The organism is Pseudomonas sp. GW821-FHT05D12 (assembly GCF_059419825.1).
Window position 1 is genome coordinate 64,143 of the sequence record NZ_JBWKSN010000003.1, and the last position, 26,670, is coordinate 90,812.

Below are 26,670 nucleotides of genomic sequence, written 5' to 3' on the forward strand. Positions count from 1 at the left end.
ACACTGGGTGGCCTTGATCGGCAAAAAAACCCAGAAGCAGCCCATCGCGATCAGTAACGTTTGACGACAACGCGTCGCTCTCGCACTCTGTTTCCCCCCTATTATTCACTAGGCTTCCCTATGTCATTCGCAACCGTAGTGCTGCTTGACTCCTGGCCACAGCCAAGTACGTCGCCCGAACCCATCGTGTTTGCCACGGACACGCAGCTATGTTTACGGTATTGCACCGCAGGGGAAGAAATAGCTGTAATTCATTTTCCCCTAGTTAGGAAAATGCAGTTCGGCTCACCAAACGACGAGGCTTTGGGCGGTCATCCGCTTATTGGACTTGGTCTCAAGCATTACCAAATTCATCGAATAGATAATTCGCCTTGGCTAGCAGAGCTTGAGCAGAGAAACGCCATTCATCCGCGACACGATAGACAGCGGTTTCTTAAAGATGCCATCCATTATGTCTTCACGTTTCAGGACTCTACCCTGGAATGCATCGTAATTGAGGGGCAGTTCTGGCATCCAAAAGTACAAGTCTTTACCTCGGAGCAGAACGCAAGGGATGCCTGGCGCGAACTGATAAATGACGTGGGCGCATGATCTCAAAAGTCACGAGTGGATGCCCGCTTTGGGGCGACTTCTGCCAATCAGGCCACCCAGTGTGCTGGTCAAATCCGATGCGAACGACTGGCTGCGCTCCACCAGCGCCTTGAATTGTGCCGCCGTTGGCGCATTTGCGCTTCGCAGTGGATCACACCGGTCGATCTTCTTAAGAGCGACGATTAAAAGCCAGAAACAACAAAGCCCGCACAAGGCGGGCTTCGTTGGGCTTCATAGACTGTCTGATACAGCCAGAAACCAGTATGTGGTGCCCGGCGGGGTTCTAACTCGGCATGTAAGTTATTGATCTTAAGTGCAATATCCTATTGTTAATATCTGGGGGATACAGAGGGGGATACATGGCTCCGGTCCCACACGCCAGCAGGTCCGAAGCGCGAGCAATAAGTGACGCTGTCAAGTTCCGGCTTGGGGCAAACCTTCCCTCTCGGCGCTCTTTGGCCCCGTATCCCTGTAAGGTCTAGCCGTCCTCGCGGTGTTTGCCCTTTCCAGATGACCTGCCACCTCGCTTGGTGACAGGCGCAGAATCTTGCTCTGTTTCAAATCCTAGCGACCTTTGATGACCTGAAGACGGTGGTGGGTTCGTGCCTGACAACATGTCTCTGGCTTTGCTAGCCAGCGTTAGCAGCCCATCTAGAGCGGCCTTGAGCTCTAGGTTGTTAGCTTCAAGTTTTTGCCGAGCAACGTCGGCACTCTTCGGGCTGACCGGAATATTCAATCGCAACTGGCAACTTGCTCCTGGCATGATTTCTATTGAAAGTACTCTAGGGTAAAGCTTGGGTATTTGTGAAAATGAGCTCTCTCCGAATACATCTGTTCTCCATAGATACTCTGCCCAACAAAGGTCGACCGGTGCAGAGTTTTCCCAGCTAAATTTTCCGCTGATCGACCGCTCGATACTTTTGACTGCCTTAGTCCAGTTCAAGTCCCAGAATAAAGGTCCTCCATATGCTGCGAAGAAACTGAACCATACCAGTGCTAATGGCATTTGATTTGTCCAGGGGCGAAGCATGAAAAGATGCGAGGTCCCGCGACCAACGAGAAAGGCCGCAGCCGCGAGACTGGAGCTGATTACTATGTCGTTACGCAGCTTCGTATTAGGAGTTACGACTGTCTCAATATATTTGTTGAAAGCTATAACCCTTTCTTCAACAGAGTCGCTAAGTAGTCCAGAAAACGACGTGAGGCTTTCTTTTCGTCCAATCCGCCCATGATCTCTTTCCAAATTTTCGATGACGTCAAAAACATTGAGTTTTGCCACATCCCTGCTATAAGTCAGTTTCTCAAGCATGCTCCACATTGGATAGAGTTCATGAATTGTCACTGGACGTTGCACGAAACCATTGTTCCGCTCAACCTTCGCTAATCGGTCGATACAATTTTGAGTGATCTCTATATCCTGATAAATCATCGCTGTTCTTCCCACCGTGAGTGAGAAGCAAGCCTGCGCTCTAGATAGAGGTATCGTTGGGATATCGAGACCGCTGTCACCTTGCGCTAGAATTTCACCAAGTGTTAAACATGCCCATTGTGCGCTTCGTATTATGTTGTTGGCGTAGCTCTCCTTGGGTTGGTATTTCTCCCAGTCCTGAAACGTTACCACCCTTAATATTTGGCTTAGCGGTGAAATTTCCGGAGCATATACGTTAAACCATGCGAACGCTTCGTGGGCATACTTTTCGGGCATAACTAATAGAGCTGGGCCTGCACCATTGCCATAATCAGTGGTAGCAACGCCGACAGCTATCTTATCTCGATCAAGATCATATTCCGAAAGAGTCCATGATCCATATAGCGAGAGGAACTCACCTAGCAGACCACTAGCGACCTCAGATTTGCTAACCAAGTGCCATCGGAATGTACGATTCATTTGGCATCCTCGAATAGGTCAGTCAAATTGAAATGCTTAGGCTCGGAAAACGCACTTTCCAAGGCTTTTGTTGTACTACCAGTTTTGTAAGCGTTGAGAGATGTTTTCGCTCTAGTCACTGCGGTGTAACTCAACTTGGTGCGACGAAGCAAGTTATCATTTAATTCTTCTATCCCAAACATGTGCAATGCACGGAACTCAGTGCCCTTCGATCCATGCATGGTTAATACATGTATAGGTCGTTCCAAGAAGTTTGGGTTTTTGTCTACTCCATGCACGTAAACCATGGTCGCTAAATCGGTGCCGTCGAAGCGCTCTCGAAGTTCCTTTCGAGTGTCTTTTTTGCCGCAAACAATGCCAATGGAGTCTCCGGAAAAAGCCACTAGTTGAATTTTTATTAGATCCAACATTTGCTGAAATTGCTCGTCGCGTGTAGTACAGCTATGAAGATTGGCGCTGGATTCGCCTTGCAACTGCGGATTGTAATTTGAGGTTTCTTCTAGTGATGGTGTTCCTGGATTGGGAGGGATCAGTCGATCTGCTACACGGGCGATCCTATGTCCTATTCGGAAGTGCTCGGTCAAGGTATGCCGCTGTAATGCAACGAATTCAGGCACTTCTAGCCCATCACGGTTATAGATTCCCTGCCGGGTATCACCGCAAATACATACATTGTCGCTAAGCTGGAGCAGCAGCTGCAATTCTTCGCAAGTCAGGTCTTGAGCTTCGTCAACGAAGATCGCGTCGTAAACTTTGAGGGATGGCAGAGATGCGTTGGACTCGGCGACAAGTTTTGCTAACTCCTTTCGAGACGCCTCGTCAAATTCTGCATTAGGGGGCATCGGCCTCTCACCTAAACTGAGCATTATATGATCGTAAGCCCAAGAGTGGTATGTCCTTATTTGGTTGGAGCTGATTAGTTGTTTTGCACTGATGCCACTCCTGATGAAATTAGCAAGCGTGTTTGTATACGTGATAATCAAGCAATTAGGATAACCACTCCCTGCCATGAATTCTGCACGCAGCAGCAACAAGTTGGTTTTTCCCGAGCCCGGAGGGCCTTCAAGAAGGTGTTTGCCATACGGTGGCAGTCCGATGAAAAGTTTTTGTGAGTCACTCAGTTGATTGAGTATTCGCCACCAGCTTGTATTCATTGTTAGCTATCCTTGCTGCTATCAGGGGATTTGTAAATCAAGCTCATGAACTGATTCAATCTCTTCAACATGGCTTATGATATCCAGTCCCCTCATAATCGATTCGGCGGCCGCGTTGGAAATGTTGGTGATAAGCTGAGCTTCGGTTTCGGTCATGCTGCACTCGCAAATTAGTCTGGAATTCCATTCTTTTTTTGCTGTTGGGAGTGACGGTAGAACGATGCTAGAGCAGATGTATGCATCGGCGTTTTTCTCAAATATGCCATCTCTCCATTTCAGGTAAATCAATATTTCGACGCTAGCAATGGTCCCGTAGTTTACCTGGCACTCTAAATTTCCATTTGATACCGAAAGTGGTAATTTCACTTTAGTGGGAAGCTCAGGACCGCAAGATGCCTGAAGTTCGGCTCTCACCTTTTCAGACACGCGCCTCCAGAACTCACTTCGATCAAAGTTTAACCGAGCAAGGAGCGACTCTCGTTCAACGACGCCAGCCTTAGTTTTTGTTCTGACCGCAACCCCCCTTAAACGCTTGAGAGGGTCGTCATTGTTCTCGAGTATAAAATCGTCCCAAGTAACTGTTTGCAACCTAGTGTCTAAACTCTTAGCTAGACACCTGGCGGAAAGAGCTTTAAGTTGGGAAAGTCGCTGGGGGTTGCCTTCGTCAAATGAAGGAGTTTTCGTCAATACCGCTCTTGCTATTAACCATCTGTTCTTTAGCTCTATTTCTTCCGAGAAAAGTTGTCTACGCATAATTAAATCATGTAATACAGCGCCAACCTGATAAATGTTCAACCCTTTCCATAATCTTGGCGAAGGTTCGTCGAGCCTGAATAGGTATTCAGGCGAACTATATTGTGCTGTCGCGAGAAATAGACGTTGTTTTTCATTATCTGTCGAGGGGCGCCCTGGCTCAGGTTCAAATTCCCGTACTACGCCTAAATCCAACAATACTAACGACTTGAAGTCGTTGGATATGTGGATGTTTTCAGGTTTTATGTCTCGATGAACTATACCTTTTTGCTCTAAATATTTTACGGCGTCCACGAGTTGGCCGATAAGATCTGGGACATTTTCATCCGGTATGGCGTGAATTTGTTTTTTCAACTGTGGCCAGTCCACGAACTCCATTTCTACAAATGCAGTGCCCATATCAGTTTCAACTTTATACGTTTGTATCAAGTATGGGCAGTCATGACCGATTAGTTGTCGCTGCAGCTCGAGTCGGCGCCTATCAGCAGAGTCTTCGCCGTCAGTAATCAGTGCAGGATCGAATACCTTGAAAGCCCTCGCACCTGTTGGTGTAGGAACCTTAAAAACTGCAGCCGACCCTCCGGCATCAAGAAATTCTGGAGCCCCGTAGCCCTCCAGATCCTCGAGATAAGCAATCAGGCGATGCTCAATATCTTGGATCACGTCATGAGATAAATCCGGCATTCCTTTCCCTCTCAGTCGATTCGTGAGGTTGGGACGTTTCAAGTCCGGCCAAGCGCCGAGAAGCCCTGCTGGGACGGCTCCCCCTCACGATCTGACATTACTACGCCCCGTCTAGGTTGCCTACCGTTTAAATAGCGGGCTGCATGTGCAGGGTTTTGCAGGGAAAATTACTTACAGCCGGTGCAGTTCTAGCCCATACCTGGCCCGGCGAATCAGCCTTCGGAGGAGTGCAGAAAAATTGGCCTATTTGGACCCCAGGTGTGGTGGGGGGACAACAGCGCGCGCCGGGGTGGAGGCTTGCCATCCAGCGCCGGGAGCTCGACCAGTGGGATCAGCCAGAAATTGGCTCTCAGCAGCTCACCTGGCGCCATGGCCAGCACTTCCATTGAACTAGTGGGGAATCTCATCGAAAACAAAAAAGCCGCCTTAAGGCGGCTTGCATGCTGTGTGTGGGATCGAATTCAGGACGTTCCCAGCCAGGGCTGCGAATTTCGATCCACTCGCGCGCCAGGATATCGAATGTGTTTGTTGCTGCTTCGAGTTCGGCCGCTTTTCGGGCCTTGCGTGCAGCGATAGGGTCGCCGCCGTTGGCGATCTCCTTGCGATACTCGGCTGCTTTTTTCCTGGCCAGTGCGCCACTGACTTCGGGATAGCCGCCCAGGCCAAGCCAGCTCCACTTGGCTGCTTGGTTTTTATACCGAAGCTGCCAGGACTTCTGGCCATCCGGCTTAACGCGCAGATACAGGCCATTACCGTCGAGCTCACGATATTCCCCGGTCTCGGGTTCGATGCTTGCCAGCGCGGTGTCACTGAGTGGTCTGCGTTTGATTTCTGACCGTTTCACGCCCTTGTATCCCCTCGGTTCTAGAGATGCCTGAGGATACACCGTGGGATACACAGAGCTACAGTATGAGGGGAGACAAAGGTAGACAAGCAGAAACAACAAAGCCCGCACAGGGCGGGCTTTGCGGGGCGTTTCCGGGGCGTTTCGTAGTCATCAGGAGACAACCAGAAACATCATTTTGGTGCACCCGGCGGGATTCGAACCCACGACCCCTGCCTTCGGAGGGCAGTACTCTATCCAGCTGAGCTACGGATGCTTGTGCGGGCGACATCATACCCATGTCGTCCTTGGGCGTCCATGCCGGTCTTTGGACGTTTAAGGGTGGGATTTTTCCGTACAGTGGCCCTGCGACGGGCGCCAGCGGTCGGTGTGGCGGAACCGGTCCCGGTTACGCTGATCAGAAAGATTCGGCAAATGCGCGGTTTTCGTTCTTTTTTTCGAACAGACTATTGCCCTGTACCCCCATTGATCCTAGGATTCGTTTGAGATTTCAAACGCTCTGTCTCCCGTGCGCCCTTTCACTGATCCCGCGCGCTGGGGCTGATTTCCCTGACGGCAGCCCACAAGGCGCCTTTCAACAACTCTAATTCGCTCCGCGTGCGCGCGGTGCTGTTAAGGAAAGCCGACATGCAGCTCAAAGATACCCAGTTGTTCCGCCAGCAAGCCTTTATCGATGGCGCTTGGGTCGATGCGGACAACGGTCAGACCATCAAGGTCAACAACCCTGCCACGGGCGAAATCCTCGGTACCGTGCCGAAGATGGGCGCCGCTGAAACCCGCCGCGCCATCGAAGCCGCCGACAAGGCGCTGCCGGCCTGGCGCGCGCTGACTGCCAAGGAACGCGCGAACAAGCTGCGCCGTTGGTTCGAACTGCTGATCGAAAACCAGGAAGACCTCGGTCGCCTGATGACCCTCGAGCAAGGCAAGCCGCTGGCTGAAGCCAAGGGCGAAATCGTCTACGCCGCCTCCTTTATCGAGTGGTTCGCCGAAGAAGCCAAGCGCATCTACGGTGATGTGATCCCCGGCCACCAGCCCGACAAGCGCCTGATCGTGATCAAGCAGCCGATCGGCGTGACCGCTGCGATCACCCCGTGGAACTTCCCGGCCGCGATGATCACCCGTAAAGCCGGCCCGGCCCTGGCCGCCGGTTGCACCATGGTGATCAAGCCAGCTTCGCAAACCCCGTTCTCGGCCCTGGCCCTGGTTGAGCTGGCGCACCGTGCCGGTATCCCTAAAGGCGTGTTGAGCGTGGTCACCGGCAGCGCCGGCGACATCGGCGGCGAGCTGACCAGCAACCCGATCGTGCGTAAATTGTCCTTCACCGGCTCGACTGAAATCGGTCGCCAGTTGATGGCCGAATGCGCCAAGGACATCAAGAAGGTCTCCCTGGAGCTGGGCGGCAACGCGCCATTTATCGTGTTCGACGACGCGGACCTGGACAAGGCCGTCGAAGGCGCGATCATCTCCAAATACCGCAACAACGGCCAGACGTGCGTCTGCGCCAACCGCCTGTACATCCAGGATTCGGTCTACGACGCGTTCGCGGAAAAACTGAAGGTCGCGGTGGCCAAGCTGAAGATCGGCAACGGTCTGGAAGACGGCACCACCACCGGCCCGCTGATCGACGAAAAAGCCGTGGCCAAGGTTCAGGAGCATATTGCTGATGCCCTGAGCAAAGGCGCCAAGCTGCTGGCCGGTGGCAAGGTGATGGAAGGCAACTTCTTCGAGCCGACCATTCTGGTCGACGTGCCGAAAAACGCCGCTGTGGCGAAGGAAGAAACCTTCGGCCCACTGGCGCCGTTGTTCCGCTTCAAGGACGAAGCCGAAGTCATCGCGATGTCCAACGACACCGAGTTCGGCCTGGCTTCCTACTTCTATGCCCGCGACCTGGGCCGTGTGTTCCGTGTGGCTGAAGCCCTGGAATACGGCATGGTCGGCGTCAACACCGGGTTGATCTCCAACGAAGTGGCGCCGTTCGGCGGCATCAAGGCGTCGGGCCTGGGCCGTGAAGGCTCCAAGTACGGGATCGAGGATTACCTGGAAATCAAATACCTCTGCCTGGGCATCTAAGCCTGGAAGGGATCGCAGCAAACGCAAAGGGCACGAGAGCGCTGACCCTTTGCGTGTTTCAAAACGTTATTCGTAGTGGCCGGGAAAGCTGTGGCAGTCGATCATCGCATGCTGCCGTAGTTGCCTCCCCGCCACGTATTCCTTGAGCTACGCCACCCGATGAGTGGCGAATGAGGACTTTATGAGCAAGACCAACGCTTCTTTGATGAAACGCCGCGAAGCCGCTGTACCGCGCGGTGTTGGCCAGATTCACCCGATCTTCGCCGAATCCGCGAAGAACGCCACCGTGACTGACGTTGAAGGTCGCGAGTTCATCGACTTCGCCGGCGGCATCGCCGTGCTGAACACCGGTCACGTGCACCCGAAAATCATCGCCGCCGTGACCGAGCAGCTGAACAAGCTGACCCACACCTGCTTCCAGGTACTGGCCTACGAGCCTTACGTGGAACTGTGCGAAAAAGTGAACGCCAAGGTCCCTGGTGATTTCGCCAAGAAAACCCTGCTGGTCACTACCGGTTCCGAAGCCGTAGAAAACGCCGTGAAAATCGCCCGTGCTGCCACTGGCCGTGCCGGCGTGATCGCGTTCACCGGCGCCTACCACGGTCGCACCATGATGACCCTGGGCCTGACCGGTAAAGTCGTGCCTTACTCCGCTGGCATGGGCCTGATGCCTGGCGGCGTGTTCCGCGCGCTGTACCCGAACGAGCTGCACGGCGTGAGCGTCGACGACTCCATCGCCAGCATCGAACGCATCTTCAAGAACGATGCCGAGCCGCGTGATATCGCTGCGATCATCATCGAGCCGGTACAGGGCGAAGGCGGTTTCTACGTCGCGCCTAAAGCCTTCATGAAGCGCCTGCGCGAACTGTGCGACAAGCACGGCATCCTGCTGATCGCCGACGAAGTGCAAACCGGTGCCGGCCGTACCGGGACCTTCTTCGCCATGGAACAGATGGGCGTTGCTGCCGACCTGACCACCTTCGCCAAATCCATCGCTGGCGGCTTCCCGCTCGCCGGTGTGTGCGGCAAGGCCGAGTACATGGACGCCATCGCCCCAGGCGGCCTGGGCGGCACCTACGCCGGTAGCCCGATCGCCTGCGCCGCGGCCCTGGCCGTAATGGAAGTGTTTGAAGAAGAGCACTTGCTGGACCGCTGCAAGGCTGTCGGCGAGCGCTTGGTGACTGGCCTCAAAGCCATTCAAGCCAAGTACCCGGTGATCGGCGAAGTGCGTGCCCTGGGCGCGATGATCGCAGTCGAGCTGTTCGAAGACGGCGACAGCCACAAGCCAAACGCTGCCGCTGTTGCCTCGGTGGTTGCCAAGGCGCGTGACAAGGGCCTGATCCTTCTGTCCTGCGGCACCTACGGCAACGTATTGCGCGTACTGGTCCCGCTGACCTCGCCGGACGAGCAGTTGGACAAAGGCTTGGCGATTATCGAAGAGTGCTTCTCCGAGTTGTAATCACAAGCTGATCTGATCGACAGAAAAAACCCGCTTCGGCGGGTTTTTTTGTGCCCATTGCGGCACATTCAGGTGTTGTTCATTGTACGTAGGTGCCTGCATTGTCTAAGGTGCAAGCATTGCCGATGGAGCGTGCAGATGACTGCTGTTGATTTACCCGCTGTACCCCGAGTGTTGATCGCCGAGGCAGACCCCTGGTCACGGGATCTGCTCAAGCAAGTGTTACTGACTGTGCGCTGTGACGCACGGTTGGACGTGTGTGCCGATGGGCAGCAAGCGGCCACGCTGCTGCGCGAAAAGGCCTACGACCTGATCCTGGCGGATTGGGAGCTGCCCGGCATTGATGGCCTGAGCTTGTTGCGTAGCGTGCGCCAGAAGCGCCGTACGCCGGCCTTGCCGTTTATTCTGCTGAGCAGTCGCAATGACAGCGCCAGCGTGCGCGAAGCCTTGCCGCTGGCGCCCACCGCCTATCTGACCAAACCCTTGAACATGGAAGGCCTGACCCAGCGCCTGCAAGACCTGCTGCTCAACGAAGGCGAGAGCGTGTATTGCGAGATTCCGCCGCTGGCGCCTGGCATGACCTTGCCTGTCTTCCTTGAGCGCCGCCGTGATGCCTGCGACGGCGCGCCATTGCGCGTCGACGTCAAGGCGGCCGTGCAGCACAGCCTCGGCGCCGACGGGCTGGACCTCAAGCGCCTGGAAGACCAGGTGCGCATGGACCCGCAAATCACTGCCGTGCTGATCGCCGCTGCCAACAGCGCCGGCCACCACGGCACGCCGGTACAGACCCTGCCTGCGGCGTTGCACAAGCTGGTGGCCGGACAGAGCATGAACCTGATCCTGGGGTTGGCCCTCAAGCACAACGTGGTGCTGGGCGACCCGGCGCTGGTGGCCTATGCCGAGCGCCACTGGCAACTCTCGCAGGACACTGCCGACTACGCCCGGCGCCTGGCGCGCATGCTGGAGCTGGATCACGAGCGTTGCTACACCGCCGGCATCCTGCATCGGCTGGGCGATTTGGCCTTGTTGCGCTGCCTGGAAGACTGGCGACAGGGCGGTGGTGCGCTGGATGACGAAGCGATTGGTGAGTCGCTGTATGCCTTTGGCGCCGCCTATGGCTCGGCGCTGCGTGCACGCTGGCGTTTGCCGCTGGAGCTGCGTCAATTGATTGCGGCGATCTACTCCCTGGAAGGCGGGGTGTATGCGCGGGACGCGCTGGTGGTGAACCTGGCCGCGCAAATGGCGCGGTTGACCGAGCATGAAGGGCTGGAAGCTCTGGCCGCGAGCAAGACTGCGCGGTTGCTCAAAGTAGGCCTGTCCGAACTGACCCGAGTGCGCAAATCCTGAAGTCCGCGCCTTCCTGTCGGAGCCGGCTTGCCGACGATAGTCGTGGTAACTGACACACCGAAATCGCCAGCCAAGCCGGCGCCTACAGTTGATCGGGGTTAGCCCGCGATCACGCGGTTCTTGCCCAGGCGCTTGGCCTCGTACATGGCGGCATCGGCGCGGGCGAACAGGCTGTCCAGGGTCGAGTCTTCTTCTTTGAGGCTGGCCAGGCCCTGGCTGATCGTCACGCTGAAGGCCTGGCCTTCATAGCTGAAGCTCAGCTCCTGAATTTCCCTGCCCAGGCGTTCGGCCACTTGCAGCGCCATTTCCGGTGCGCAGCCTGGCAGTACGGCGGCGAATTCCTCGCCGCCAATGCGCCCGAACAAGTCGCCACGGCGCAATACACCGCGACCGCTTTCGGCGATACGCCTGAGCACCTGATCGCCTTCCAGGTGGCCGTAGGTGTCGTTGACGTCCTTGAAATCATCGATGTCCAGCAGCAGGAAAGCCAGCGGGGCACCTTGGGCACAGGCGCTGTCGAAGGCCTGGTTGGCGCACTCGAAGAAGTGCCGGCGGTTGCTGCTCTGCGTCAGCACGTCGGTGGTGGCGAGGCGATGCAGCTCCAGTTCCATTTGCTTTTTTTCAGTGATGTCCTCGGCCATGCCCACCACGATCACCGGTTCGCCGGGCTCGACCTGCTGGTTGATGTAGCACTTGTCGCTCAGCCAGCGGATCTGGCCGTCCGCGGTGATGATGCGGTACTCGCGGTCCTCCACGGCACCTTGCTCCAGCACGCGGGCCATGCTGTGTTCGGCGTAGTCGAGGTCTTCGGGGTGGATACTGTTGCGCCATTCCCGATGGTCGGCCAGCAGCAGGCCGGCGGAACGGCCGAAAATACGCTCGTAGGCCGGACTCACGTACAGCACGCGGCGCGTTTCCCAATCGATGGCCCACAGCACGGCGTTGACGCTGACCAGCAGCGAACTCAGCAACTGCTCGCGCTCACTCAGCCGCTCGACTTCACCCTGGGCATGCATCAGCGCCAGCAGGGTCGCCGCCGCTGCTGGGCGCGGATGCTCAGCAGTGGGGGCGTCGTGTAAGTAGGACTTTTCGTGAACCATCGGCACAACTCTCTCTGGGCGCGCCGCAGGATGGAGCAGCGGTCACTACAAGGGGCCACCATGATGGCGAAGTGTTCATTGAGAGAGGGGATTTGCAGTGAAGTTCCGTCAACTGGACCGATTGACGGTGACCGAGAAATGACGCCAAAAAGCTGATTGGCGGGAGGGAAGGCCCTCCCGCCGCACTCTCAGACGGCTGCAGGACGCAGTGAGTAGGTCTTCAATTGGTGGGCAAAATCGCGCAGGGATTGGATGCCGCTGGCCTCGGCTTCATGCACCCATTCCTTGATGGCTGCGAGCATATCGTGGCCATTGGAGCTGGTCTTGAGCCAGATCTGTTGCAGTGCCAGGCGCTTTTCGTAGATCACCTGGAGGGCATGGCTGTGCTCCAGCATGCTTTGGATGCGCACGTGGTGGCGGTCATCCAGCAAGCTGGTCTCGCGGGACAGCAGGCGCTTCGCGCGATGGAACTGGTGGCGCACCGAGTGATCGACCTTTTCCAGCTCCTGCTTGACCAGCGGGCCAATCACCAACTTGCGGTACTGGGCCATGATCTGGAAGCGGTTGTTGAGGATCGCCATGGCGGTGTCCATGTCCAGGTGGCCCTTGCCCTCGACGCGGTGCGCGATCGGCGCGACACGCTGCACCTTGGCCAGGCGCAGGAAGCTGAACACTTTGATCCACGCCCAGCCGAGGTCGAACTCCCACTTCTTCACCGACAACTTCGCCGAATTAGGGTAGGTGTGGTGGTTGTTGTGCAGTTCTTCGCCGCCGACGATGATGCCCCAAGGCACCAGGTTGGTGGCGGCGTCACGGCATTCGAAGTTGCGATAGCCCACGGCATGCCCCAGGCCGTTGATCACGCCGGCGGCCCAGAACGGGATCCACATCATCTGGATCGCCCAGATGGTGATGCCGATGGTGCCGAACAGCAGCAGGTCGATCACGCCCATGATCGCCACGCCCAGCAGCGGGTAGGGCGTGTAGATCTTGCGTTCGATCCAGTCGTCCGGGCAGTTCTTGCCGTAGATGCGCAGGGTTTCAGGGTTTTCTGCCTCGGCGCGGTACAGCTCGGCGCCTTTGCGCAACACGGTGGACAGGCCTTTGATCACCGGGCTGTGCGGGTCATCGACGGTTTCGCACTTGGCGTGGTGCTTGCGGTGGATAGCGGTCCACTCGCGGGTGTTCTGCGCCGTGGTCAGCCACAGCCAGAAGCGGAAGAAGTGTTTCAGGCCAGCATTGAGTTCCAGGGAACGATGGGCTGAATAGCGGTGCAGATAGACGGTGACCGCGACGATGGTCACGTGGGTCATCAACAGAGTGACTGCCACCAGTTGCCAGGCTGACAAGTCAAGAAAACCGTTGTACCACATAGGCTGTATGGCCCTCAGAAAAAGAAAAGAACAGCTCACGCATTATCACTAAGCCTACAGAGAAAACCAGCAGCCCTTTCAGATAGGAGTGACTGGATGTTTCTTATTCTATAATCCGCAGCCTTTGTAGGGCGATTGTGTTTTTTGGGTAAGGATTACTGACCATATGCTGTTTTCATACCGAGGTGCCCTGCGTGCAGGGCTGGTATACCTGCTGGTTTCCATTGTGTGGCTCCAGCTCAGCAACCATTTATTGATCAACTTTCTCGATGAACCGCGGGAGTTGGGGCGCTGGCTGCAGGTGCGCGGGTACGTGTGGGTGGCCTTGAGCGCACTGGCCATCTACCTGATGTGCGCGCGATTTGCCCGCGCGCATCAGTTGCAGCAGCCACTCAAGGAAAACCGCGAACGCCTGCGCCAGGCCGCCGCAGTGTTTGATTGCACGCGTGAAGGCGTGCTGGTGACCGATGCCCAGGGGCTGATCGTGCACGTCAACCGGGCCTTCATGGAGATCACCGGCTATCGGCGCGAAGACGTCATGGGCCAGCAGCCCAGCCTGTTCAAGTCCGGACGCCATTCGTCGCATTTTTACCAGCAGATGTTCCAGAGCCTGGAACGCACCGGCGAATGGAGCGGTGAAATCTGGAACCGGCGCAAGAGCGGTGAAATTTATCCACAGTGGCAAACCATCCGTGTGATCCACGATGACCAGGGCCGCGTCAGCCATTACGTCGCGGTGTTTTCCGACATCAGTGCCATCAAGGATTCCGAGCACGAACTGGCTCACCTGGCCCATCACGACCCGCTGACCGACCTGCCCAACCGCCTGCTGTTCACCGACCGCGCCGAGCAGGCGCTGGCCTCGGCGCAACTGCACAAGCGCGGCTGCGCCCTGCTGCTGATGGACCTCGACCACTTCAAGATCATCAATGACAGCCTGGGCCACAACGTCGGCGACCAATTGCTCAAGCTGGTCGGCGAGCGGCTGCAGGGCCTGTTCGGCCCCGGCGTGACCCTGGCGCGGCTGGGCGGGGATGAGTTCGCCGTGCTCGCGGAAAGCTGCTCGCAGGTGGTCCAGGCGGCCGCATTGGCGCAGCGCATGCTGGAGGCGATGAAACAGCCGTTCATTTTCGACGGTCACCAACTTTTTATCAGCGCGAGTATTGGCATCAGCCTGTTCCCCAATGACGCCCTGAGCGCCGAACAGCTGCTGCGCAACGCCGACTCCGCGTTGTTCAAGGCAAAGAGCGCCGGGCGTGAAGGCTACGCGTTGTACACCGAAGAACTCACCGCCCATGCGCAGAACCGTGTGGAAATCGCCAGTGAGCTGCGGCGTGCCCTCGACCAGCAGGAACTGCGCGTGTACTACCAGCCGGTCCACGATCTGCACACCAGCCGGCTGATCGGCGTCGAGGCGCTGGTGCGCTGGCAACACCCGGAACGCGGGTTGGTGCCGCCGGGCGAATTCATCCCCATCGCCGAGCGCACCGGGCTGATTGCCGACATCGATGGCTGGGTGATGCACCAGGCCTGTCGGCAGATGTGCCAGTGGCTGGCCGAGGGTACGCCGTTGAGCTTTATCGCGATCAATGTGTCCAGCCGCTTGTTTGCCCGGCGCGAACTGTACGAGCAGGTCGCCCAGGTGCTGCATCAAACCGGCCTCGACCCGGCCTTCCTGGAGCTGGAAGTCACCGAAAGCGCGGTGATGGACGACCCTGAAGTGGCCCTGGAGCAACTGCATCGCTTGCGTGAGCTGGGCTTGCGCCTGGCCATCGACGACTTCGGGACCGGCTATTCCTCGCTGCTGCGGCTCAAGCGCCTGCCGGTGCAGAAGCTCAAGATCGACCAGGGTTTTGTCGCCGGGCTGCCGTGGGACGAGGATGACGCGGCGATTGTGCGTGTGGTGATCGCCCTGGCGAAGAGCATGGGCATGCAAGTGCACGCCGAGGGGATCGAGCAGGTGGAGCAGGCACGGTTTCTGTTGGAGCAGGCGTGCGACCTGGGGCAGGGCTACTGGTTCGGGCGGCCGATGCCGGCGCAGGAGATTGATTGGTCAAGGGCCCCTGCCATTCGTTAGGCACCCTCGGTCAATGTCCGGGCCGGGCTTGCCCGCGACGAGGAACTGTCAGGCGAAATATTCGCCGCCTGACACACCGCCATCGCGGGCGAGCCCGGCTCCCACAGGGTTCAGCGGCGCCTGTGCGTGAGTATTTTCATGGCCAAAGTCCTCGCAACCCCGCGCCCCACCAGAAAATTCTTTCTGGTTATATAAACATTCTTAAATAGTATTTTTAAGAATATCCCTGCTTATCTACTATCGCCCTCACGCCGCAAGCAGTGCCGCCACTGCGAGGCACTATTCATTTCAGGAGCGAGACCATGAGCGCATCTCTACGTAGCGTCGACGGCCAGGACGAAGCAGCCATTTTGCGTGAGATCCAGAGCGCCCTGCGCGATCTGCGGTTTGGCGCGGTGGAAATTACTGTGCACAACGCCCAAGTGGTACAGATCGAACGCAAAGAAAAATTCCGTTTGCAGAACCCGGGTAACAAACCGAGCTAAGCAAAAACGGCGATTCGCATGCTAGACCCGCAACTATAAGAAAAAGCCAACACCCAAGAATTTCAGGAGCCTTCTATGTCGTCGATTCGCCGTTATGCCCTGGCCGCCCTGGCCAGTGCCGTGTTTGCCGGTTCCGCTGTTGCCAAGGACTACGAGTTGCTCAACGTCTCGTACGACCCGACCCGTGAGCTGTACCAGGACTACAACGCTGAGTTCACCAACTTCTGGAAACAGTCCCACCCAGGTGACAATGTCAAGATCCAACAATCCCACGGTGGCTCGGGCAAGCAAGGCCGGGCAGTGATCGACGGCCTGCGCGCCGACGTAGTGACCCTGGCCCTGGCCGGCGACATCGACGAAATCGCCAAGTTGGGCAAGACCCTGCCGGAAAACTGGCAGACCCGCCTGCCGGACGCCAGCACCCCGTACACCTCGACCATCGTGTTCCTGGTGCGCAAGGGCAACCCTAAAGGCATCAAGGATTGGGGCGACCTGATCAAGAAAGACGTTTCGGTGATCACCCCGAACCCGAAAACCTCCGGCGGTGCGCGCTGGAACTTCCTCGCCGCCTGGGCCTACGGCCTGAAATCCGGTGGCAGCGAAGCCAAGGCGCAGGAATACGTGAAAGAGCTGTTCAAGCACGTGCCGATCCTCGACACCGGCGCCCGTGGCTCGACCATCACCTTCGTCAACAACGGTCAGGGTGACGTGTTGCTGGCCTGGGAAAACGAAGCGTTCCTGGCCCTGAAAGAAGACGGCGGCGCCGACAAGTTCGACATCGTCGTGCCTTCCCTGTCGATCCTCGCGGAGCCGCCAGTGGCCGTGGTTGACAAGAACGCCGAGAAAAAGGGCAATACCGAGATCGCGACCGAATACCTCAAGCACCTGTACAGCCCGGCTGGCCAGGAGATTGCGGCGAAGAACTTCTACCGCCCACGCGATGCAAAAGTTGCCGCCAAATACGCCCAGCAGTTCCCGAAACTGGACCTGGTGACTATCGACAAAGACTTCGGCGGCTGGAAAACTGCCCAACCGAAATTCTTCAATGACGGTGGCGTGTTCGACCAGATCTACACGGCGCAGTAAGCCAAACTACCTGTAGGAGCCCGCCTCTCGGCGGGAGCTGGGCTGGTGTGGGAGCCGGGCTTGCCTGCGATAGCATCACCTCGGTGCGACTGATACACCGAGGTGCCTGCATCGCGGGCAAGCCCGGCTCCCACACAAGCGCCAGCTCCTGCAGGAAGCGCGCTCCTACAGTGGTATCTACCCGCTAACCAAGGACTCTTATGTCGCGTCGTATTTCCCCCGTCATACCCGGCTTCGGGCTGACGCTGGGCTACACCGTGGTGTACCTCAGCCTGATCGTACTCATCCCCCTCGCGGCGATGTTTGTACACGCCGCTCAACTCACTTGGGATCAGTTCTGGAACATCATTTCCGCACCGCGCGTGCTGGCGGCGTTGAAACTGAGCTTCAGCACCGCGCTGTATGCCGCGCTGATCAATGGCGTGATCGGCACGCTGCTGGCCTGGGTGCTGGTGCGCTACACCTTTCCCGGACGCAAGATCATCGATGCGATGATCGACCTGCCGTTCGCCCTGCCCACCGCCGTGGCCGGTATCGCGCTGACGGCGCTGTACACGCCGACCGGCCTGGTCGGCCAGTTTGCCACTGACCTGGGCTTCAAGATCGCCTACACCCCGCTGGGCATCACCCTGGCGCTGACGTTCGTCACCCTGCCGTTCGTGGTGCGCACCGTGCAGCCGGTACTCGCCGATATCCCCCGGGAAATCGAAGAAGCCGCCGCCTGCCTGGGCGCCAAGCCGCTGCAAGTGTTCCGCTACATCCTCGTGCCCGCGCTGCTGCCTGCCTGGCTGACCGGTTTCGCCCTGGCTTTTGCCCGTGGCGTCGGCGAGTACGGTTCGGTGATTTTCATCGCCGGCAACATGCCGATGAAAACCGAGATCCTGCCGCTGCTGATCATGGTCAAGCTCGACCAGTACGACTACCACGGCGCCACGTCCATCGGTGTGCTGATGCTGGTGGTTTCCTTTATTTTGCTGCTGCTGATCAACTTGCTGCAGCGTCGCATCGAACATCCATAAGGAGGCGCGGAACATGTCCCAATCGTCTATTTCCGCCGCGTCCTCGGCCAACGCTGCCCGTCGTGGCAGCGCGGTGTCGCGACGCATCCTGATCAGCCTCGGCTGGCTGGTGTTCTTCCTGTTCCTGCTGCTGCCGCTGTTTATCGTGGTGTCCCAGGGGTTGAAGAATGGCCTCGGCGCATTCTTCACCGCGATCCTCGAACCCGACGCGCTGTCGGCGCTGAAACTCACGGTCATCGCCGTGGTGATTTCGGTGCCGCTCAACGTGGTGTTCGGGGTCAGCGCCGCGTGGTGCGTGAGCAAGTACTCGTTCCGTGGCAAGAGCATCCTGGTCACGCTGATCGACCTGCCGTTCTCGGTCTCGCCGGTGATCGCGGGCCTGGTCTATGTGCTGATGTTCGGCGCCCAGGGCTTCTTCGGCCCATGGCTGCAAGACCATGACATCCAGATCGTGTTCGCCTTGCCGGGCATCGTGCTCGCGACCATTTTTGTCACCGTGCCCTTCGTTGCGCGTGAACTGATCCCGCTGATGCAGGAGCAGGGCACCCAGGAAGAAGAGGCCGCGCGCCTGCTCGGCGCCAACGGCTGGCAGATGTTCTGGCATGTCACCGTGCCGAACATCAAATGGGGCCTGATCTACGGCGTGGTGCTGTGTACCGCACGGGCCATGGGTGAGTTCGGCGCGGTGTCGGTGGTGTCCGGCCACATTCGCGGCGTGACCAACACCCTGCCGCTGCACGTCGAGATTCTCTACAACGAATACAACCACGTCGCTGCGTTTGCGGTGGCGAGTCTGTTGCTGATCCTGGCGCTCTTCATCCTGCTGCTCAAGCAGTGGAGCGAGAACCGTATTAATCGCCTGCGTGCCAGTGCGGCTGAGGAATAAGTCATGTCGATCGAAGTCCGTAATGTCAGCAAGAATTTCAACGCCTTCAAGGCCCTGAACAGCATCAATCTGGACATCCAGAGTGGCGAGCTGGTGGCGTTGCTTGGCCCGTCCGGCTGCGGCAAGACCACCTTGCTGCGCATCATTGCCGGCCTGGAAACCCCGGATGACGGCAGCATCGTGTTCCACGGTGAAGACGTCTCCGGCCACGATGTGCGTGATCGCAACGTCGGTTTTGTGTTCCAGCACTACGCACTGTTCCGCCACATGACGGTGTTCGACAACGTCGCCTTCGGCCTGCGCATGAAGCCGAAAAACCAGCGCCCGAGCGAAAGCCAGATCGCGGTCAAGGTGCATGAGCTGTTGAACATGGTGCAGCTGGACTGGCTGTCGGATCGCTACCCGGAGCAACTCTCCGGTGGCCAGCGCCAACGTATCGCCCTGGCCCGCGCCCTGGCGGTGGAACCGAAAGTGCTGCTGCTGGACGAACCTTTCGGCGCCCTCGACGCCAAGGTGCGTAAAGAGCTGCGCCGCTGGCTGGCGCGCCTGCACGAAGACATCAACCTGACCTCGGTGTTCGTGACCCACGACCAGGAAGAGGCGATGGAAGTCGCCGACCGTATCGTGGTGATGAACAAGGGCGTGATCGAGCAGATCGGCTCACCGGGCGAAGTGTATGAAAACCCGGCCAGCGATTTCGTTTACCACTTCCTCGGCGACTCCAACCGCCTGCACCTGGGGGAAGACAAGCACGTGCTGTTCCGCCCGCATGAAGTGTCGCTGTCGCGGCATGAACTCGAAGATCACCATGCGGCTGAAGTGCGCGACATTCGCCCACTTGGCGCTACCACGCGGGTGACCTTGAAGGTGGAAGGCCAGAGCGAGCTGATCGAAGCTGAAGTGGTCAAGGATCATGACAGCCTGACCGGCTTGGCGCGCGGTGAGACGTTGTTCTTCAAGCCCAAGGTCTGGCAAAAAGCCTGAGGGCACCGCAACACCCAATGTGGGAGCGGGCTTGCTCGCGAATGCGGTCTATCAGTACCCCATGTACTGACTGACACACTGCATTCGCGAGCAAGCCCGCTCCCACATTCAGGCCTCGCCAGGCTTTAGATCCCGGCGCACCACCGGCCCCGACCGCTCTTCAATCTCCTGCTTGAGCCCCTGGCGCAGTCCCAGCAAAAACGCCAGCTCCGCCACCACAAACAGCGGCCCTACAATCAGCCCCGACACGTCATCTACAAACGCCGGCTTCCTGCCCTCGTAATAGTGCCCGACAAACTGAATCACCCAGCCCACCACGAACATCCCAATACCGCTGCTGAGCCACACCAGCGTGCTTTGCGCCGCCAGCACATGCCCGGCCCACACGGATAAACCCATCAGTACCGTCATCAGCACACCCAGTGCCAGTTCCAGGCGCAGGTAAAACCACGCCGAAAACAGCGCGACAAGCACCGCCGGCGACAGCCACAAGCCGCCCACCGGCCATTCGGGACGTGACAGCAGCACGGCCACGGCCACCACGATCAACGGGATGCCGATAAAGTGGCTGGCAATATTGCGCGGGTCGCGGTGGTAGGCAGCGTATTGACTGAGGTGGTCGACGAGGCTTTTCATTGTTGTTCCTCCTGTAGGATGTTTGATCATGCCCTGTCCGCCTGTGACTAACTGTCAGCTGGGCGACAATCTTCGGAGTTCGCATGGACGTAGAGCAATGGCGCTCCCGGTTGGCCACCGGTCACTGGTTCAGCCACCTGCCCGCACCGTTTCAGCATAGCCTGCTGGCGCATGCCCGGTTGCGCCAGCTGGCGCCGGGGCAGTACCTGTTCAAGCGCGGTGATCCGCCCTGTGGCCTGTATGCGGTGCTTGAGGGCACGCTGCGGGTGAGTGCGGTGAATGAGCACGGCAAGGAGGCAGTGTTGAGCCTGGTGGAACTGCCCTACTGGTTCGGCGAAATCTGCCTGTTCGACGGTTTGCCGCGCACCCACGACGCCTGCGCTGTCGGGCCGTGCACGCTGTTGCAGGTGCCGCAGCAGGCGCTGTTGAAAGTCCTCGATGAAAATCCCCGTTACTGGCGCGACCTCGCATTGCTGATGAGCCAGAAGCTGCGCCTGAGCTTTATCGGCCTGGAGCAACTGAGCCTGATGCCAGCCTCGGTGCGCCTGGCTCATCGTTTGTTGATGATCGTCGAGGGTTATGGCGATATCGAGCACTCCAGGCGCGTGCTGCAATTGCCCCAGGAAGACCTCGCGGCGATGTTGAGCCTGTCGCGCCAGACCACCAACGCCTTGCTCAAGGACCTGCAATCCCAGGGCGTCGTGCGCCTGGGGTACGGCGAGATCGAAATCCTCGACGCCCGGCGGCTGCGGGAGGCGGCGCAGACCTGAGGGTGGTAGCCTGCACACCTGATCAATCGAGGTGTGTTATGCGCGTGCTGTTAGTGGAACATGAATCCGAAGAGGCACAGCGGATGGCCCAGGGCTTGAACGAGGCGGGCTACAGCGTGGAAGTCGCCGCCAACGGCATGGCGGCGCAGCGTTTTGTCGAAAGCACCGAGTACGACCTGGTAATCCTGGACGTGATGTTGCCCGGCCTGAATGCCTGGAAATTGCAGCAGGCGATCCGGCAGAAGGGCGCCACGCCGCTGCTGTTCCTGACCACGCCAGGCGGGATTGAAGACCGCCTGCGCGGCCTGGAGCTGCATGAAGATGATTACCTGCTCAAGCCGTTCGAGAGCAAGGCGTTGGTGGCGCGGGTGAAGAAGCTGCTTCGGCGGGACCGGAGCCGGCAACTCTAGTGCCTGAACCATTGCTATCGCAGGCAAGCCCGCTCCCACATTGGCAGGTGTTCACAAATCAAAATGTGGGAGCAGGCTGGCCCGCGATGCGGCGTTGAAGGATCAGGGTAAGGGGTGTCTGGTCCATCGCTTTCGCGAGCCCGCTCCCACATTTGGAATGCATTCCCCTGTGGGAGCGGGCTTGCTCGCGAAGGGGCCATCACACACACCACAGATTTACTTATCGCAAGCCATCCCGAAACTGCCCCGGCGTCATTCCCGTCCAACGCTTGAACGCGCGGTTGAAGCTGCTGGTATCGGCAAAGCCGAGCAAATGACTGATCTCGGCCAGTGAGCACTGCAGGTCGCGCAGGTGCAGCAAGGCCAGGTTCTGCCGGCATTCATTGAGCAGTGCATCAAAGCGACAGCCTTCATCCGCCAGGTGCCGCTGCAGGCTGCGCAGGCTCAAGTGCAAGGCCTGGGCAACGCGCTCGGCACTCGGTTCGCCGTCGGGCAATTGCGCCTCGATGGTTGCACGGACCTTGCGCTCCCAGGTCAGCGGTTGCAGCTGCGCGAGGGTGCGCTTGAGTACGGTTTCGTTGTGCTCGGCCAGTTCCGGGTTGGCGTCGTCCAGGTGGCTGTCGAAATCGTGCGCGGCAAATTCAATACGGTCTTCTTCGGCGGCAAAGAACACCGGTGCGCGAAAGACCGTGTGCCACGGCGTGGGATCGGCCGGTGGTGGTCGGCGCAGGTACACCGCCAACGGTGCATAGTCGCGGCCCAGGCGGTTGCGGCAGGTGCGCACATAGATCGCGGCAAACGCGTCGATGGCTTCCAGCGCCGGCGCCGGGCTGCCGGGCGGTTGCAGCAGGCGAAAACGGTAACGCTCGCCGTCGCCGCTCAGCTCAAGCGCGAGGGCGTCGCTGACCACTTGGTGATAGCGCACGATGCGCTCGAACACCTCGCGCAGGCTGCCGCTGGCCACCAAGGCATACCCCAGCGCATGAAACGTGGTGGGGCTGACGAACCGCGACACCCTCAGCCCAATCGCCGGATCGCCGCTGGCCTGCACCGCCAGTTCCCACAACCGCGTGGTGGCTGACAGCGGGTAGCGCGCATTCGGGTCGTCCATCTGCTGCGGGTCGAGCCCGGCCTCGGTGCACAGTGCGGCGCTGTCGAGGCCCAGGGCGTCGAGCTGCTTGCGCAGGGCGCGGGTCCAGCTGGCGAGGGACGTGGGTTCGGTCATGACGATTGGCGCTTGCGGTCAACAGGTTGGCGTGTGCGGCTAGCGTCCGGCAAGAGGGCTTGGTGCAGGATGTAGCCATCAATGAACAAGAGGATGGAAGCATGGACGGTACTTCTGCAAGTCCCCAGCAGATGAACGCACAACAACGCTCGGCGCATATCCGTGAAGTGGTGCTCGCCGAAGGCGTCCGGTTGCGCGAGCAGCACCCCTGGCTGCTGCATCAGGACGCGTTGGGCGCGGGCATCCTGGCCTTTGCGCTGCTCGGCATGGTCGGCTCGGCGGCGCTGTATATCACTGGGCACATGGCCTGGTGGGTGTGCCTGCTGCTCAATGCCTTCCTGGCCTCACTGACCCATGAGCTGGAACACGACCTGATCCACAGCATGTACTTTCGCAAGCAGCGCCTGCCCCACAACCTGATGATGGGCCTGGTGTGGCTGGCGCGGCCGAGCACGATCAACCCGTGGATCCGCCGGCATCTGCACCTCAACCATCACAAGGTGTCGGGCACCGAGACCGATATGGAAGAACGCGCGATCACCAACGGCGAGCCCTGGGGCATCGCGCGGCTGCTGATGGTCGGGGACAACATCATGTCGGCGTTCATCCGCATGCTGCGCGCCAAGACCTGGAAGCACAAACTCAGCATCCTCAAGCGCTCATTGCTGGTGTACACGCCGTTGGCGCTGCTGCATTGGGGTGCCTGGTACGTCTTCCTCGGCTTTCATGCCGCCAACGGCATCGCCAGCCTGCTGGGCACGCCCATCGACTGGTCGGCCAGCACTGTGCAGATGATGCAGGTCATCGATATAGCCGCCGTGGTGATCATCGGCCCCAACGTGCTGCGCACCTTTTGCCTGCACTTTGTCAGCTCCAACATGCACTACTACGGCGATGTGGAGCCGGGCAATGTGATCGAGCAAACCCAGGTGTTGAACCCTTGGTGGCTGTGGCCGTTGCAGGCGTTCTGCTTCAACTTCGGCAGCACCCACGGCATCCACCACTTTGTGGTGAAGGAACCGTTCTACATCCGCCAGATGACGGCCAAGGTGGCGCATAAAGTCATGGCCGAGATGGGCGTGCGCTTCAATGATTTCGGGACGTTTGCGCGGGCCAATCGGCTTGGCTTTCCACCGCCAGCAGCGTCTCGATCAGCGCCTTCGCCGCAGGCGACAAGCGCACCCCAGCGCGGCTGATCACGCCGCAGCGGTTGCTCAGGCTGTCGAGGGCGTGGGGCAGGTTGCGCCAGTGCAATACGCGCAATTCACCGCGGGCAAAGGCGTCGACGAAGGCTTCTTCGGCGCCCAGGCCAATGGCGTCCGACTGGCGCACGATGCTGGCCAGCGCGGCAAACTGCTCGAGTTCGATGGCAGGCGCAAAGTCGACGCGCCCGCTCAGATTGGCCAACAGCTTGCGAATGCCGGGCGCGATCAGCGGCGTGGCCAGCGGGTAGCCGAACAGGTCGTTGGTGGACAGGCTGTCCTTGGCCAGCAGCGGGTGCCCGTCGCGGCAGAAAAACGCACTGCGGCGCGGCGTCAGGGCCTGGGTCTGGAAATTCGGGTCGGCTTCGAAATGGCGCACATCGGCAATAAAGAATTCGATCTCTTCGCGGTTCAGGCTGCGCCCGAGCTTTTCCCAGTTATCCACCTGCAACGCGGTGCGCACCTTGGGGTAGGTGGTGATAAAGCGCGCCATGGCCTGGGGCACCAGGTTCACCGCTGCCACGGCGTCACTGCCCAAGCGCACTTCACCGGCGTCGAGCTTGGTCATGCGCGTGACCTCATGACTGAGCAGCGCCGCGCCTTGCACCAGGCTCAACGCGTGTTGCAGCACCACCTGGCCTTCCGGGGTCGGGCGCAAGTCTTTGTTGGCGCGATCCACCAGCACGCAGCCGAACTCCTGCTCCAGGCCCTGGATGCTGCGGCTGAAGGCCGGCTGGGTGATACCCATGGCATCCGCCGCGCGCACGAAACTGCGGTGCTCGTTGAGCGCGATGAAGTAGCGCAGTTGGCGAAGATCCATGGTGTGCCCGGCATCCTGTAGGAGAACCGGGATTTTAAGGCGGCTGCTTATTCCGTCAACGAAGCATTATTGTTTTATCTAGATCTTAAATGCATATCTATAGAGCGGGGGCCGTGCGGTAGGTCGCCGGGCTGAACACCCGCGTCACCACCAGCATCGTCACCACGGTCACGGTCAGCACGACCCAGGCACTGACGAAGCTGCCGGTCAGCTCACGCAGCCAGCCGGTCAGCCAGGGCGAGAGGGCATTGATCAAGAACCCCACGCCCTGCACAAAGGCCGCCAGTTGCCCGGCCTGGCGCGGGTCGCGATGGTGGTCGAGGGTCAGCAGCAGGCTCAGGGCGAAACACGCACCGAGACCGAAACCGCACAAGGCCACCCACAGGTGCGGATAATCCTGCGGCGCGAGGATCAGGCCGAGGTAACCCACGGTCTGCGCCAGCAGGCTGATGCCAAGCAGGGGCCGGCGGTCGATCCCGCGTTGCGCCAGCACCGGCATCAACAGCGCGGCGATCACCTGGAAGATCGTCATGAACGCCAGCAACGAACCGCTGGGCAACACGCCCCAGCCCAGTTGCTGATAGTAGGCCGGCAGCCACGCCACCATGCTCATGTAGCCGCAATTGACCAGGCCGAAATACAGCGCCAGCAGCCAGGCGCGGCGATTGCGCAGGCCCTGGAACGCCGGCGCCACCTGAGGATTTCGCGCCGCGCCGAGGGGCAACCAGGCCCACAACAGCAACGCCCCCAGCGCCGGCAGCAGCCACACGCCGAGCCCCGCCTGCCATTGCTGGAAGTGCGTGGCCACCACCGGGCTGAGCAGTGCCGCCAGCCCGCCACCGGCCATCAGCGAGGCCGAATACACGCCCATCGCCACCGGCACACGGTGATGAAACTCGCGCTTGATCATCGCCGGCACTAGTGCCTGGATCAGCGCCACACCGGCGCCTCCCAGCAGTGCCGTGACCAGCAGTGCCGAACCCTGGCCCATCAGCCAGCGCGCGAGGCACGCCAGCAGGATCATCATCAGGCCCAGGGCGATGCCACGCCGCTCACCCAGGCGTGCCTCCACGCGCACCCCCACCAGCGCCACCAGGCCCATGCACACCACCGGCAGGCTGGTCAGCAGGGCGCTGCTCTGGAAACTCAAGCCGGTGGCCTGGCGAATCTCGCCAAGCAACGGGCTGATGGAGCTGAGGATCGGTCGCAGGTTCAGGCCGAGCACCACCAACAGGCCCCAGCCAGCGAGGGATTTATTCAGGGTCATGCAGGGTTTTCCACTGGTGGTACAACGGGGTCATCGCCGCGTCCGGCAGGTGCTGGATCGGCAGGCGTTGCTCGCTCAAGGGCAAGCCCACCTGTTGCCCGATCGCCGCCGTCGACAGGCCGAACGGCTCGGCCATTTCATTGCTGGCGGCAAACACTACGCGCTGGACACCGCACAAATACATGGCACTCAGGCACATCGGGCAGGGTTGGCCGCTGGCGTAGATCACGCAACCGTCCAGGCGCGCGCCGAGCTGCCGGCTTGCGGCGCGGATCGCCAGTAGCTCGGCGTGGGCAGTGGGGTCCTGGGTCAGGTGGATTTCATTCACGGCCTCCACCAGCACTTCGCCATTGCGCGACAACACCGCCCCAAAGGGCCGACCACCTTGGGCGACGTTCACTTGTGCAAGTCGGATGGCGCGTTGCAGGTGCTGATGATCGTCGGTCATGGAGGCCTCTGGGCAGAATGCAGGGGTGAAGTATGGCCAGCCGCTGAGGTATTCTGAAATTAAATATAACCATGCCAATCAGTGGCAAACGC

At 59.3% G+C, this 26,670-nt stretch carries 23 protein-coding genes, 1 tRNA gene and 1 pseudogene; 13 read left to right on the forward strand and 12 right to left on the reverse strand.

From position 1 onward, the window contains the following. Positions 1–120: 120 nt before the first annotated feature. The gene (locus AC07SI_RS06055) at positions 121–591 is read left to right on the forward strand and encodes a hypothetical protein (protein WP_106805485.1); all 471 of its coding nucleotides are present in this window, start codon (positions 121–123) and stop codon (positions 589–591) included. A 478-nt stretch (positions 592–1,069) separates the two neighbouring features. Here AC07SI_RS06055 and AC07SI_RS06060 read toward each other — a convergent pair whose 3' ends face one another. The 5 genes and pseudogenes from AC07SI_RS06060 to AC07SI_RS06080 form a co-directional block, all read right to left on the reverse strand. Next, positions 1,070–2,479, reverse strand: coding sequence for a hypothetical protein (locus AC07SI_RS06060; protein ID WP_495005380.1), 1,410 nt, complete (start codon positions 2,477–2,479; stop codon positions 1,070–1,072). Then, positions 2,476–3,633 carry an AAA family ATPase gene (locus AC07SI_RS06065; protein WP_495005381.1) on the reverse strand — a complete coding sequence of 386 codons (1,158 nt, stop codon included), beginning with the start codon at positions 3,631–3,633 and terminating at the stop codon, positions 2,476–2,478. The genes AC07SI_RS06060 and AC07SI_RS06065 overlap by 4 nt, the downstream gene beginning before the upstream one ends. Before the next feature lie 21 nt (positions 3,634–3,654). Continuing rightward, positions 3,655–5,070, reverse strand: coding sequence for a protein kinase domain-containing protein (locus AC07SI_RS06070; protein WP_495005382.1), 1,416 nt, complete (start codon positions 5,068–5,070; stop codon positions 3,655–3,657). A 469-nt stretch (positions 5,071–5,539) separates the two neighbouring features. Then, positions 5,540–5,914, reverse strand: a pseudogene (locus tag AC07SI_RS06075) (Arm DNA-binding domain-containing protein); the annotation flags it as partial. Between the two features lie 179 nt (positions 5,915–6,093). Further along, a tRNA-Arg gene (locus AC07SI_RS06080) sits at positions 6,094–6,170 on the reverse strand. Positions 6,171–6,541: 371 nt separating this feature from the next. Here AC07SI_RS06080 and gabD point away from each other — a divergent pair. The 3 genes from gabD (at position 6,542) to AC07SI_RS06095 (ending at position 10,790) form a co-directional block, all read left to right on the forward strand. Then, positions 6,542–7,984 carry an NADP-dependent succinate-semialdehyde dehydrogenase gene (gene gabD / locus AC07SI_RS06085; RefSeq protein ID WP_058426343.1) on the forward strand — a complete coding sequence of 481 codons (1,443 nt, stop codon included), beginning with the start codon at positions 6,542–6,544 and terminating at the stop codon, positions 7,982–7,984. Between the two features lie 181 nt (positions 7,985–8,165). Beyond that, positions 8,166–9,443: a 4-aminobutyrate--2-oxoglutarate transaminase gene (gabT, locus tag AC07SI_RS06090; protein ID WP_025855478.1), complete on the forward strand. Its 1,278-nt coding sequence runs from the start codon at positions 8,166–8,168 to the stop codon at positions 9,441–9,443. Positions 9,444–9,581: 138 nt separating this feature from the next. Beyond that, entirely contained in the window at positions 9,582–10,790 is a 1,209-nt protein-coding gene (locus AC07SI_RS06095) for an HDOD domain-containing protein (RefSeq protein WP_065899544.1), read from the forward strand. A gap of 98 nt (positions 10,791–10,888) precedes the next feature. Here AC07SI_RS06095 and AC07SI_RS06100 read toward each other — a convergent pair whose 3' ends face one another. Next, entirely contained in the window at positions 10,889–11,890 is a 1,002-nt protein-coding gene (locus AC07SI_RS06100) for a sensor domain-containing diguanylate cyclase (protein WP_065899545.1), read from the reverse strand. Between the two features lie 188 nt (positions 11,891–12,078). Next, positions 12,079–13,263 carry a delta-9 fatty acid desaturase DesA gene (gene desA, locus AC07SI_RS06105; RefSeq protein ID WP_065899546.1) on the reverse strand — a complete coding sequence of 395 codons (1,185 nt, stop codon included), beginning with the start codon at positions 13,261–13,263 and terminating at the stop codon, positions 12,079–12,081. Positions 13,264–13,429: 166 nt separating this feature from the next. Between desA and dibA the strand changes: the two genes are divergently transcribed. The 6 genes from dibA (at position 13,430) to AC07SI_RS06135 (ending at position 19,800) form a co-directional block, all read left to right on the forward strand. Beyond that, positions 13,430–15,340: a phosphodiesterase DibA gene (gene dibA, locus AC07SI_RS06110; protein WP_495005383.1), complete on the forward strand. Its 1,911-nt coding sequence runs from the start codon at positions 13,430–13,432 to the stop codon at positions 15,338–15,340. 302 nt (positions 15,341–15,642) lie between these two features. Then, on the forward strand, positions 15,643–15,825 hold the full coding sequence (gene oscA / locus AC07SI_RS06115; RefSeq protein ID WP_003170956.1) for a sulfur starvation response protein OscA: 183 nt from the start codon (positions 15,643–15,645) through the stop codon (positions 15,823–15,825). 75 nt (positions 15,826–15,900) lie between these two features. Then, the gene (locus tag AC07SI_RS06120; RefSeq protein ID WP_053137687.1) at positions 15,901–16,911 is read left to right on the forward strand and encodes a sulfate ABC transporter substrate-binding protein; all 1,011 of its coding nucleotides are present in this window, start codon (positions 15,901–15,903) and stop codon (positions 16,909–16,911) included. A 200-nt stretch (positions 16,912–17,111) separates the two neighbouring features. Next, positions 17,112–17,930 (forward strand): sulfate ABC transporter permease subunit CysT, encoded by an 819-nt coding sequence (gene cysT / locus AC07SI_RS06125; protein ID WP_065899548.1) that lies wholly within the window; start codon positions 17,112–17,114, stop codon positions 17,928–17,930. A gap of 13 nt (positions 17,931–17,943) precedes the next feature. Continuing rightward, positions 17,944–18,816 carry a sulfate ABC transporter permease subunit CysW gene (gene cysW / locus AC07SI_RS06130; RefSeq protein WP_065899549.1) on the forward strand — a complete coding sequence of 291 codons (873 nt, stop codon included), beginning with the start codon at positions 17,944–17,946 and terminating at the stop codon, positions 18,814–18,816. A gap of 3 nt (positions 18,817–18,819) precedes the next feature. Continuing rightward, positions 18,820–19,800 (forward strand): sulfate/molybdate ABC transporter ATP-binding protein, encoded by a 981-nt coding sequence (locus AC07SI_RS06135; protein ID WP_065899550.1) that lies wholly within the window; start codon positions 18,820–18,822, stop codon positions 19,798–19,800. Positions 19,801–19,908: 108 nt separating this feature from the next. Here the strand turns inward: AC07SI_RS06135 and AC07SI_RS06140 are convergent, their stop codons facing one another. Next, positions 19,909–20,436, reverse strand: coding sequence for an Mpo1 family 2-hydroxy fatty acid dioxygenase (locus AC07SI_RS06140; protein ID WP_495005384.1), 528 nt, complete (start codon positions 20,434–20,436; stop codon positions 19,909–19,911). Positions 20,437–20,519: 83 nt separating this feature from the next. Here AC07SI_RS06140 and AC07SI_RS06145 point away from each other — a divergent pair, with 83 nt between their 5' ends. After that, positions 20,520–21,206 carry a Crp/Fnr family transcriptional regulator gene (locus AC07SI_RS06145; RefSeq protein WP_495005385.1) on the forward strand — a complete coding sequence of 229 codons (687 nt, stop codon included), beginning with the start codon at positions 20,520–20,522 and terminating at the stop codon, positions 21,204–21,206. 38 nt (positions 21,207–21,244) lie between these two features. Beyond that, positions 21,245–21,616 (forward strand): response regulator, encoded by a 372-nt coding sequence (locus tag AC07SI_RS06150; RefSeq protein WP_065899553.1) that lies wholly within the window; start codon positions 21,245–21,247, stop codon positions 21,614–21,616. Positions 21,617–21,836: 220 nt separating this feature from the next. Here the strand turns inward: AC07SI_RS06150 and AC07SI_RS06155 are convergent, their stop codons facing one another. Next, positions 21,837–22,841 (reverse strand): AraC family transcriptional regulator, encoded by a 1,005-nt coding sequence (locus AC07SI_RS06155; RefSeq protein ID WP_065899554.1) that lies wholly within the window; start codon positions 22,839–22,841, stop codon positions 21,837–21,839. Positions 22,842–22,942: 101 nt separating this feature from the next. Here AC07SI_RS06155 and AC07SI_RS06160 point away from each other — a divergent pair, with 101 nt between their 5' ends. Then, entirely contained in the window at positions 22,943–24,037 is a 1,095-nt protein-coding gene (locus AC07SI_RS06160) for a fatty acid desaturase (protein WP_495005386.1), read from the forward strand. Here AC07SI_RS06160 and AC07SI_RS06165 read toward each other — a convergent pair. The 3 genes from AC07SI_RS06165 to AC07SI_RS06175 all read right to left on the reverse strand — a co-directional run bounded on the left by AC07SI_RS06165 (position 23,928) and on the right by AC07SI_RS06175 (position 26,578). Further along, complete coding sequence (locus AC07SI_RS06165; RefSeq protein ID WP_083221306.1) at positions 23,928–24,863, reverse strand: LysR family transcriptional regulator; 936 nt, start codon at positions 24,861–24,863, stop codon at positions 23,928–23,930. The two genes, AC07SI_RS06160 and AC07SI_RS06165, sit on opposite strands and share 110 nt — an antisense overlap. Before the next feature lie 97 nt (positions 24,864–24,960). After that, entirely contained in the window at positions 24,961–26,130 is a 1,170-nt protein-coding gene (locus tag AC07SI_RS06170; protein WP_262135626.1) for a CynX/NimT family MFS transporter, read from the reverse strand. Beyond that, positions 26,117–26,578 carry a nucleoside deaminase gene (locus AC07SI_RS06175; RefSeq protein ID WP_495005387.1) on the reverse strand — a complete coding sequence of 154 codons (462 nt, stop codon included), beginning with the start codon at positions 26,576–26,578 and terminating at the stop codon, positions 26,117–26,119. Before AC07SI_RS06175 ends, AC07SI_RS06170 begins: the two co-directional genes overlap by 14 nt. Positions 26,579–26,670 lie beyond the last annotated feature (92 nt).

What these genes read in the sequence shown, in the direction of transcription:
- AC07SI_RS06055 (WP_106805485.1), top strand. Translation starts at nt 121, where the DNA reads ATGTCATTCGCAACCGTAGTGCTGCTTGACTCCTGGCCACAGCCAAGT.
- AC07SI_RS06060 (WP_495005380.1), bottom strand. Translation starts at nt 2,479, where the DNA reads ATGAATCGTACATTCCGATGGCACTTGGTTAGCAAATCTGAGGTCGCT.
- AC07SI_RS06065 (WP_495005381.1), bottom strand. Translation starts at nt 3,633, where the DNA reads ATGAATACAAGCTGGTGGCGAATACTCAATCAACTGAGTGACTCACAA.
- AC07SI_RS06070 (WP_495005382.1), bottom strand. Translation starts at nt 5,070, where the DNA reads ATGCCGGATTTATCTCATGACGTGATCCAAGATATTGAGCATCGCCTG.
- gabD (WP_058426343.1), top strand. Translation starts at nt 6,542, where the DNA reads ATGCAGCTCAAAGATACCCAGTTGTTCCGCCAGCAAGCCTTTATCGAT.
- gabT (WP_025855478.1), top strand. Translation starts at nt 8,166, where the DNA reads ATGAGCAAGACCAACGCTTCTTTGATGAAACGCCGCGAAGCCGCTGTA.
- AC07SI_RS06095 (WP_065899544.1), top strand. Translation starts at nt 9,582, where the DNA reads ATGACTGCTGTTGATTTACCCGCTGTACCCCGAGTGTTGATCGCCGAG.
- AC07SI_RS06100 (WP_065899545.1), bottom strand. Translation starts at nt 11,890, where the DNA reads ATGGTTCACGAAAAGTCCTACTTACACGACGCCCCCACTGCTGAGCAT.
- desA (WP_065899546.1), bottom strand. Translation starts at nt 13,263, where the DNA reads ATGTGGTACAACGGTTTTCTTGACTTGTCAGCCTGGCAACTGGTGGCA.
- dibA (WP_495005383.1), top strand. Translation starts at nt 13,430, where the DNA reads ATGCTGTTTTCATACCGAGGTGCCCTGCGTGCAGGGCTGGTATACCTG.
- oscA (WP_003170956.1), top strand. Translation starts at nt 15,643, where the DNA reads ATGAGCGCATCTCTACGTAGCGTCGACGGCCAGGACGAAGCAGCCATT.
- AC07SI_RS06120 (WP_053137687.1), top strand. Translation starts at nt 15,901, where the DNA reads ATGTCGTCGATTCGCCGTTATGCCCTGGCCGCCCTGGCCAGTGCCGTG.
- cysT (WP_065899548.1), top strand. Translation starts at nt 17,112, where the DNA reads ATGTCGCGTCGTATTTCCCCCGTCATACCCGGCTTCGGGCTGACGCTG.
- cysW (WP_065899549.1), top strand. Translation starts at nt 17,944, where the DNA reads ATGTCCCAATCGTCTATTTCCGCCGCGTCCTCGGCCAACGCTGCCCGT.
- AC07SI_RS06135 (WP_065899550.1), top strand. Translation starts at nt 18,820, where the DNA reads ATGTCGATCGAAGTCCGTAATGTCAGCAAGAATTTCAACGCCTTCAAG.
- AC07SI_RS06140 (WP_495005384.1), bottom strand. Translation starts at nt 20,436, where the DNA reads ATGAAAAGCCTCGTCGACCACCTCAGTCAATACGCTGCCTACCACCGC.
- AC07SI_RS06145 (WP_495005385.1), top strand. Translation starts at nt 20,520, where the DNA reads ATGGACGTAGAGCAATGGCGCTCCCGGTTGGCCACCGGTCACTGGTTC.
- AC07SI_RS06150 (WP_065899553.1), top strand. Translation starts at nt 21,245, where the DNA reads ATGCGCGTGCTGTTAGTGGAACATGAATCCGAAGAGGCACAGCGGATG.
- AC07SI_RS06155 (WP_065899554.1), bottom strand. Translation starts at nt 22,841, where the DNA reads ATGACCGAACCCACGTCCCTCGCCAGCTGGACCCGCGCCCTGCGCAAG.
- AC07SI_RS06160 (WP_495005386.1), top strand. Translation starts at nt 22,943, where the DNA reads ATGGACGGTACTTCTGCAAGTCCCCAGCAGATGAACGCACAACAACGC.
- AC07SI_RS06165 (WP_083221306.1), bottom strand. Translation starts at nt 24,863, where the DNA reads ATGGATCTTCGCCAACTGCGCTACTTCATCGCGCTCAACGAGCACCGC.
- AC07SI_RS06170 (WP_262135626.1), bottom strand. Translation starts at nt 26,130, where the DNA reads ATGACCCTGAATAAATCCCTCGCTGGCTGGGGCCTGTTGGTGGTGCTC.
- AC07SI_RS06175 (WP_495005387.1), bottom strand. Translation starts at nt 26,578, where the DNA reads ATGACCGACGATCATCAGCACCTGCAACGCGCCATCCGACTTGCACAA.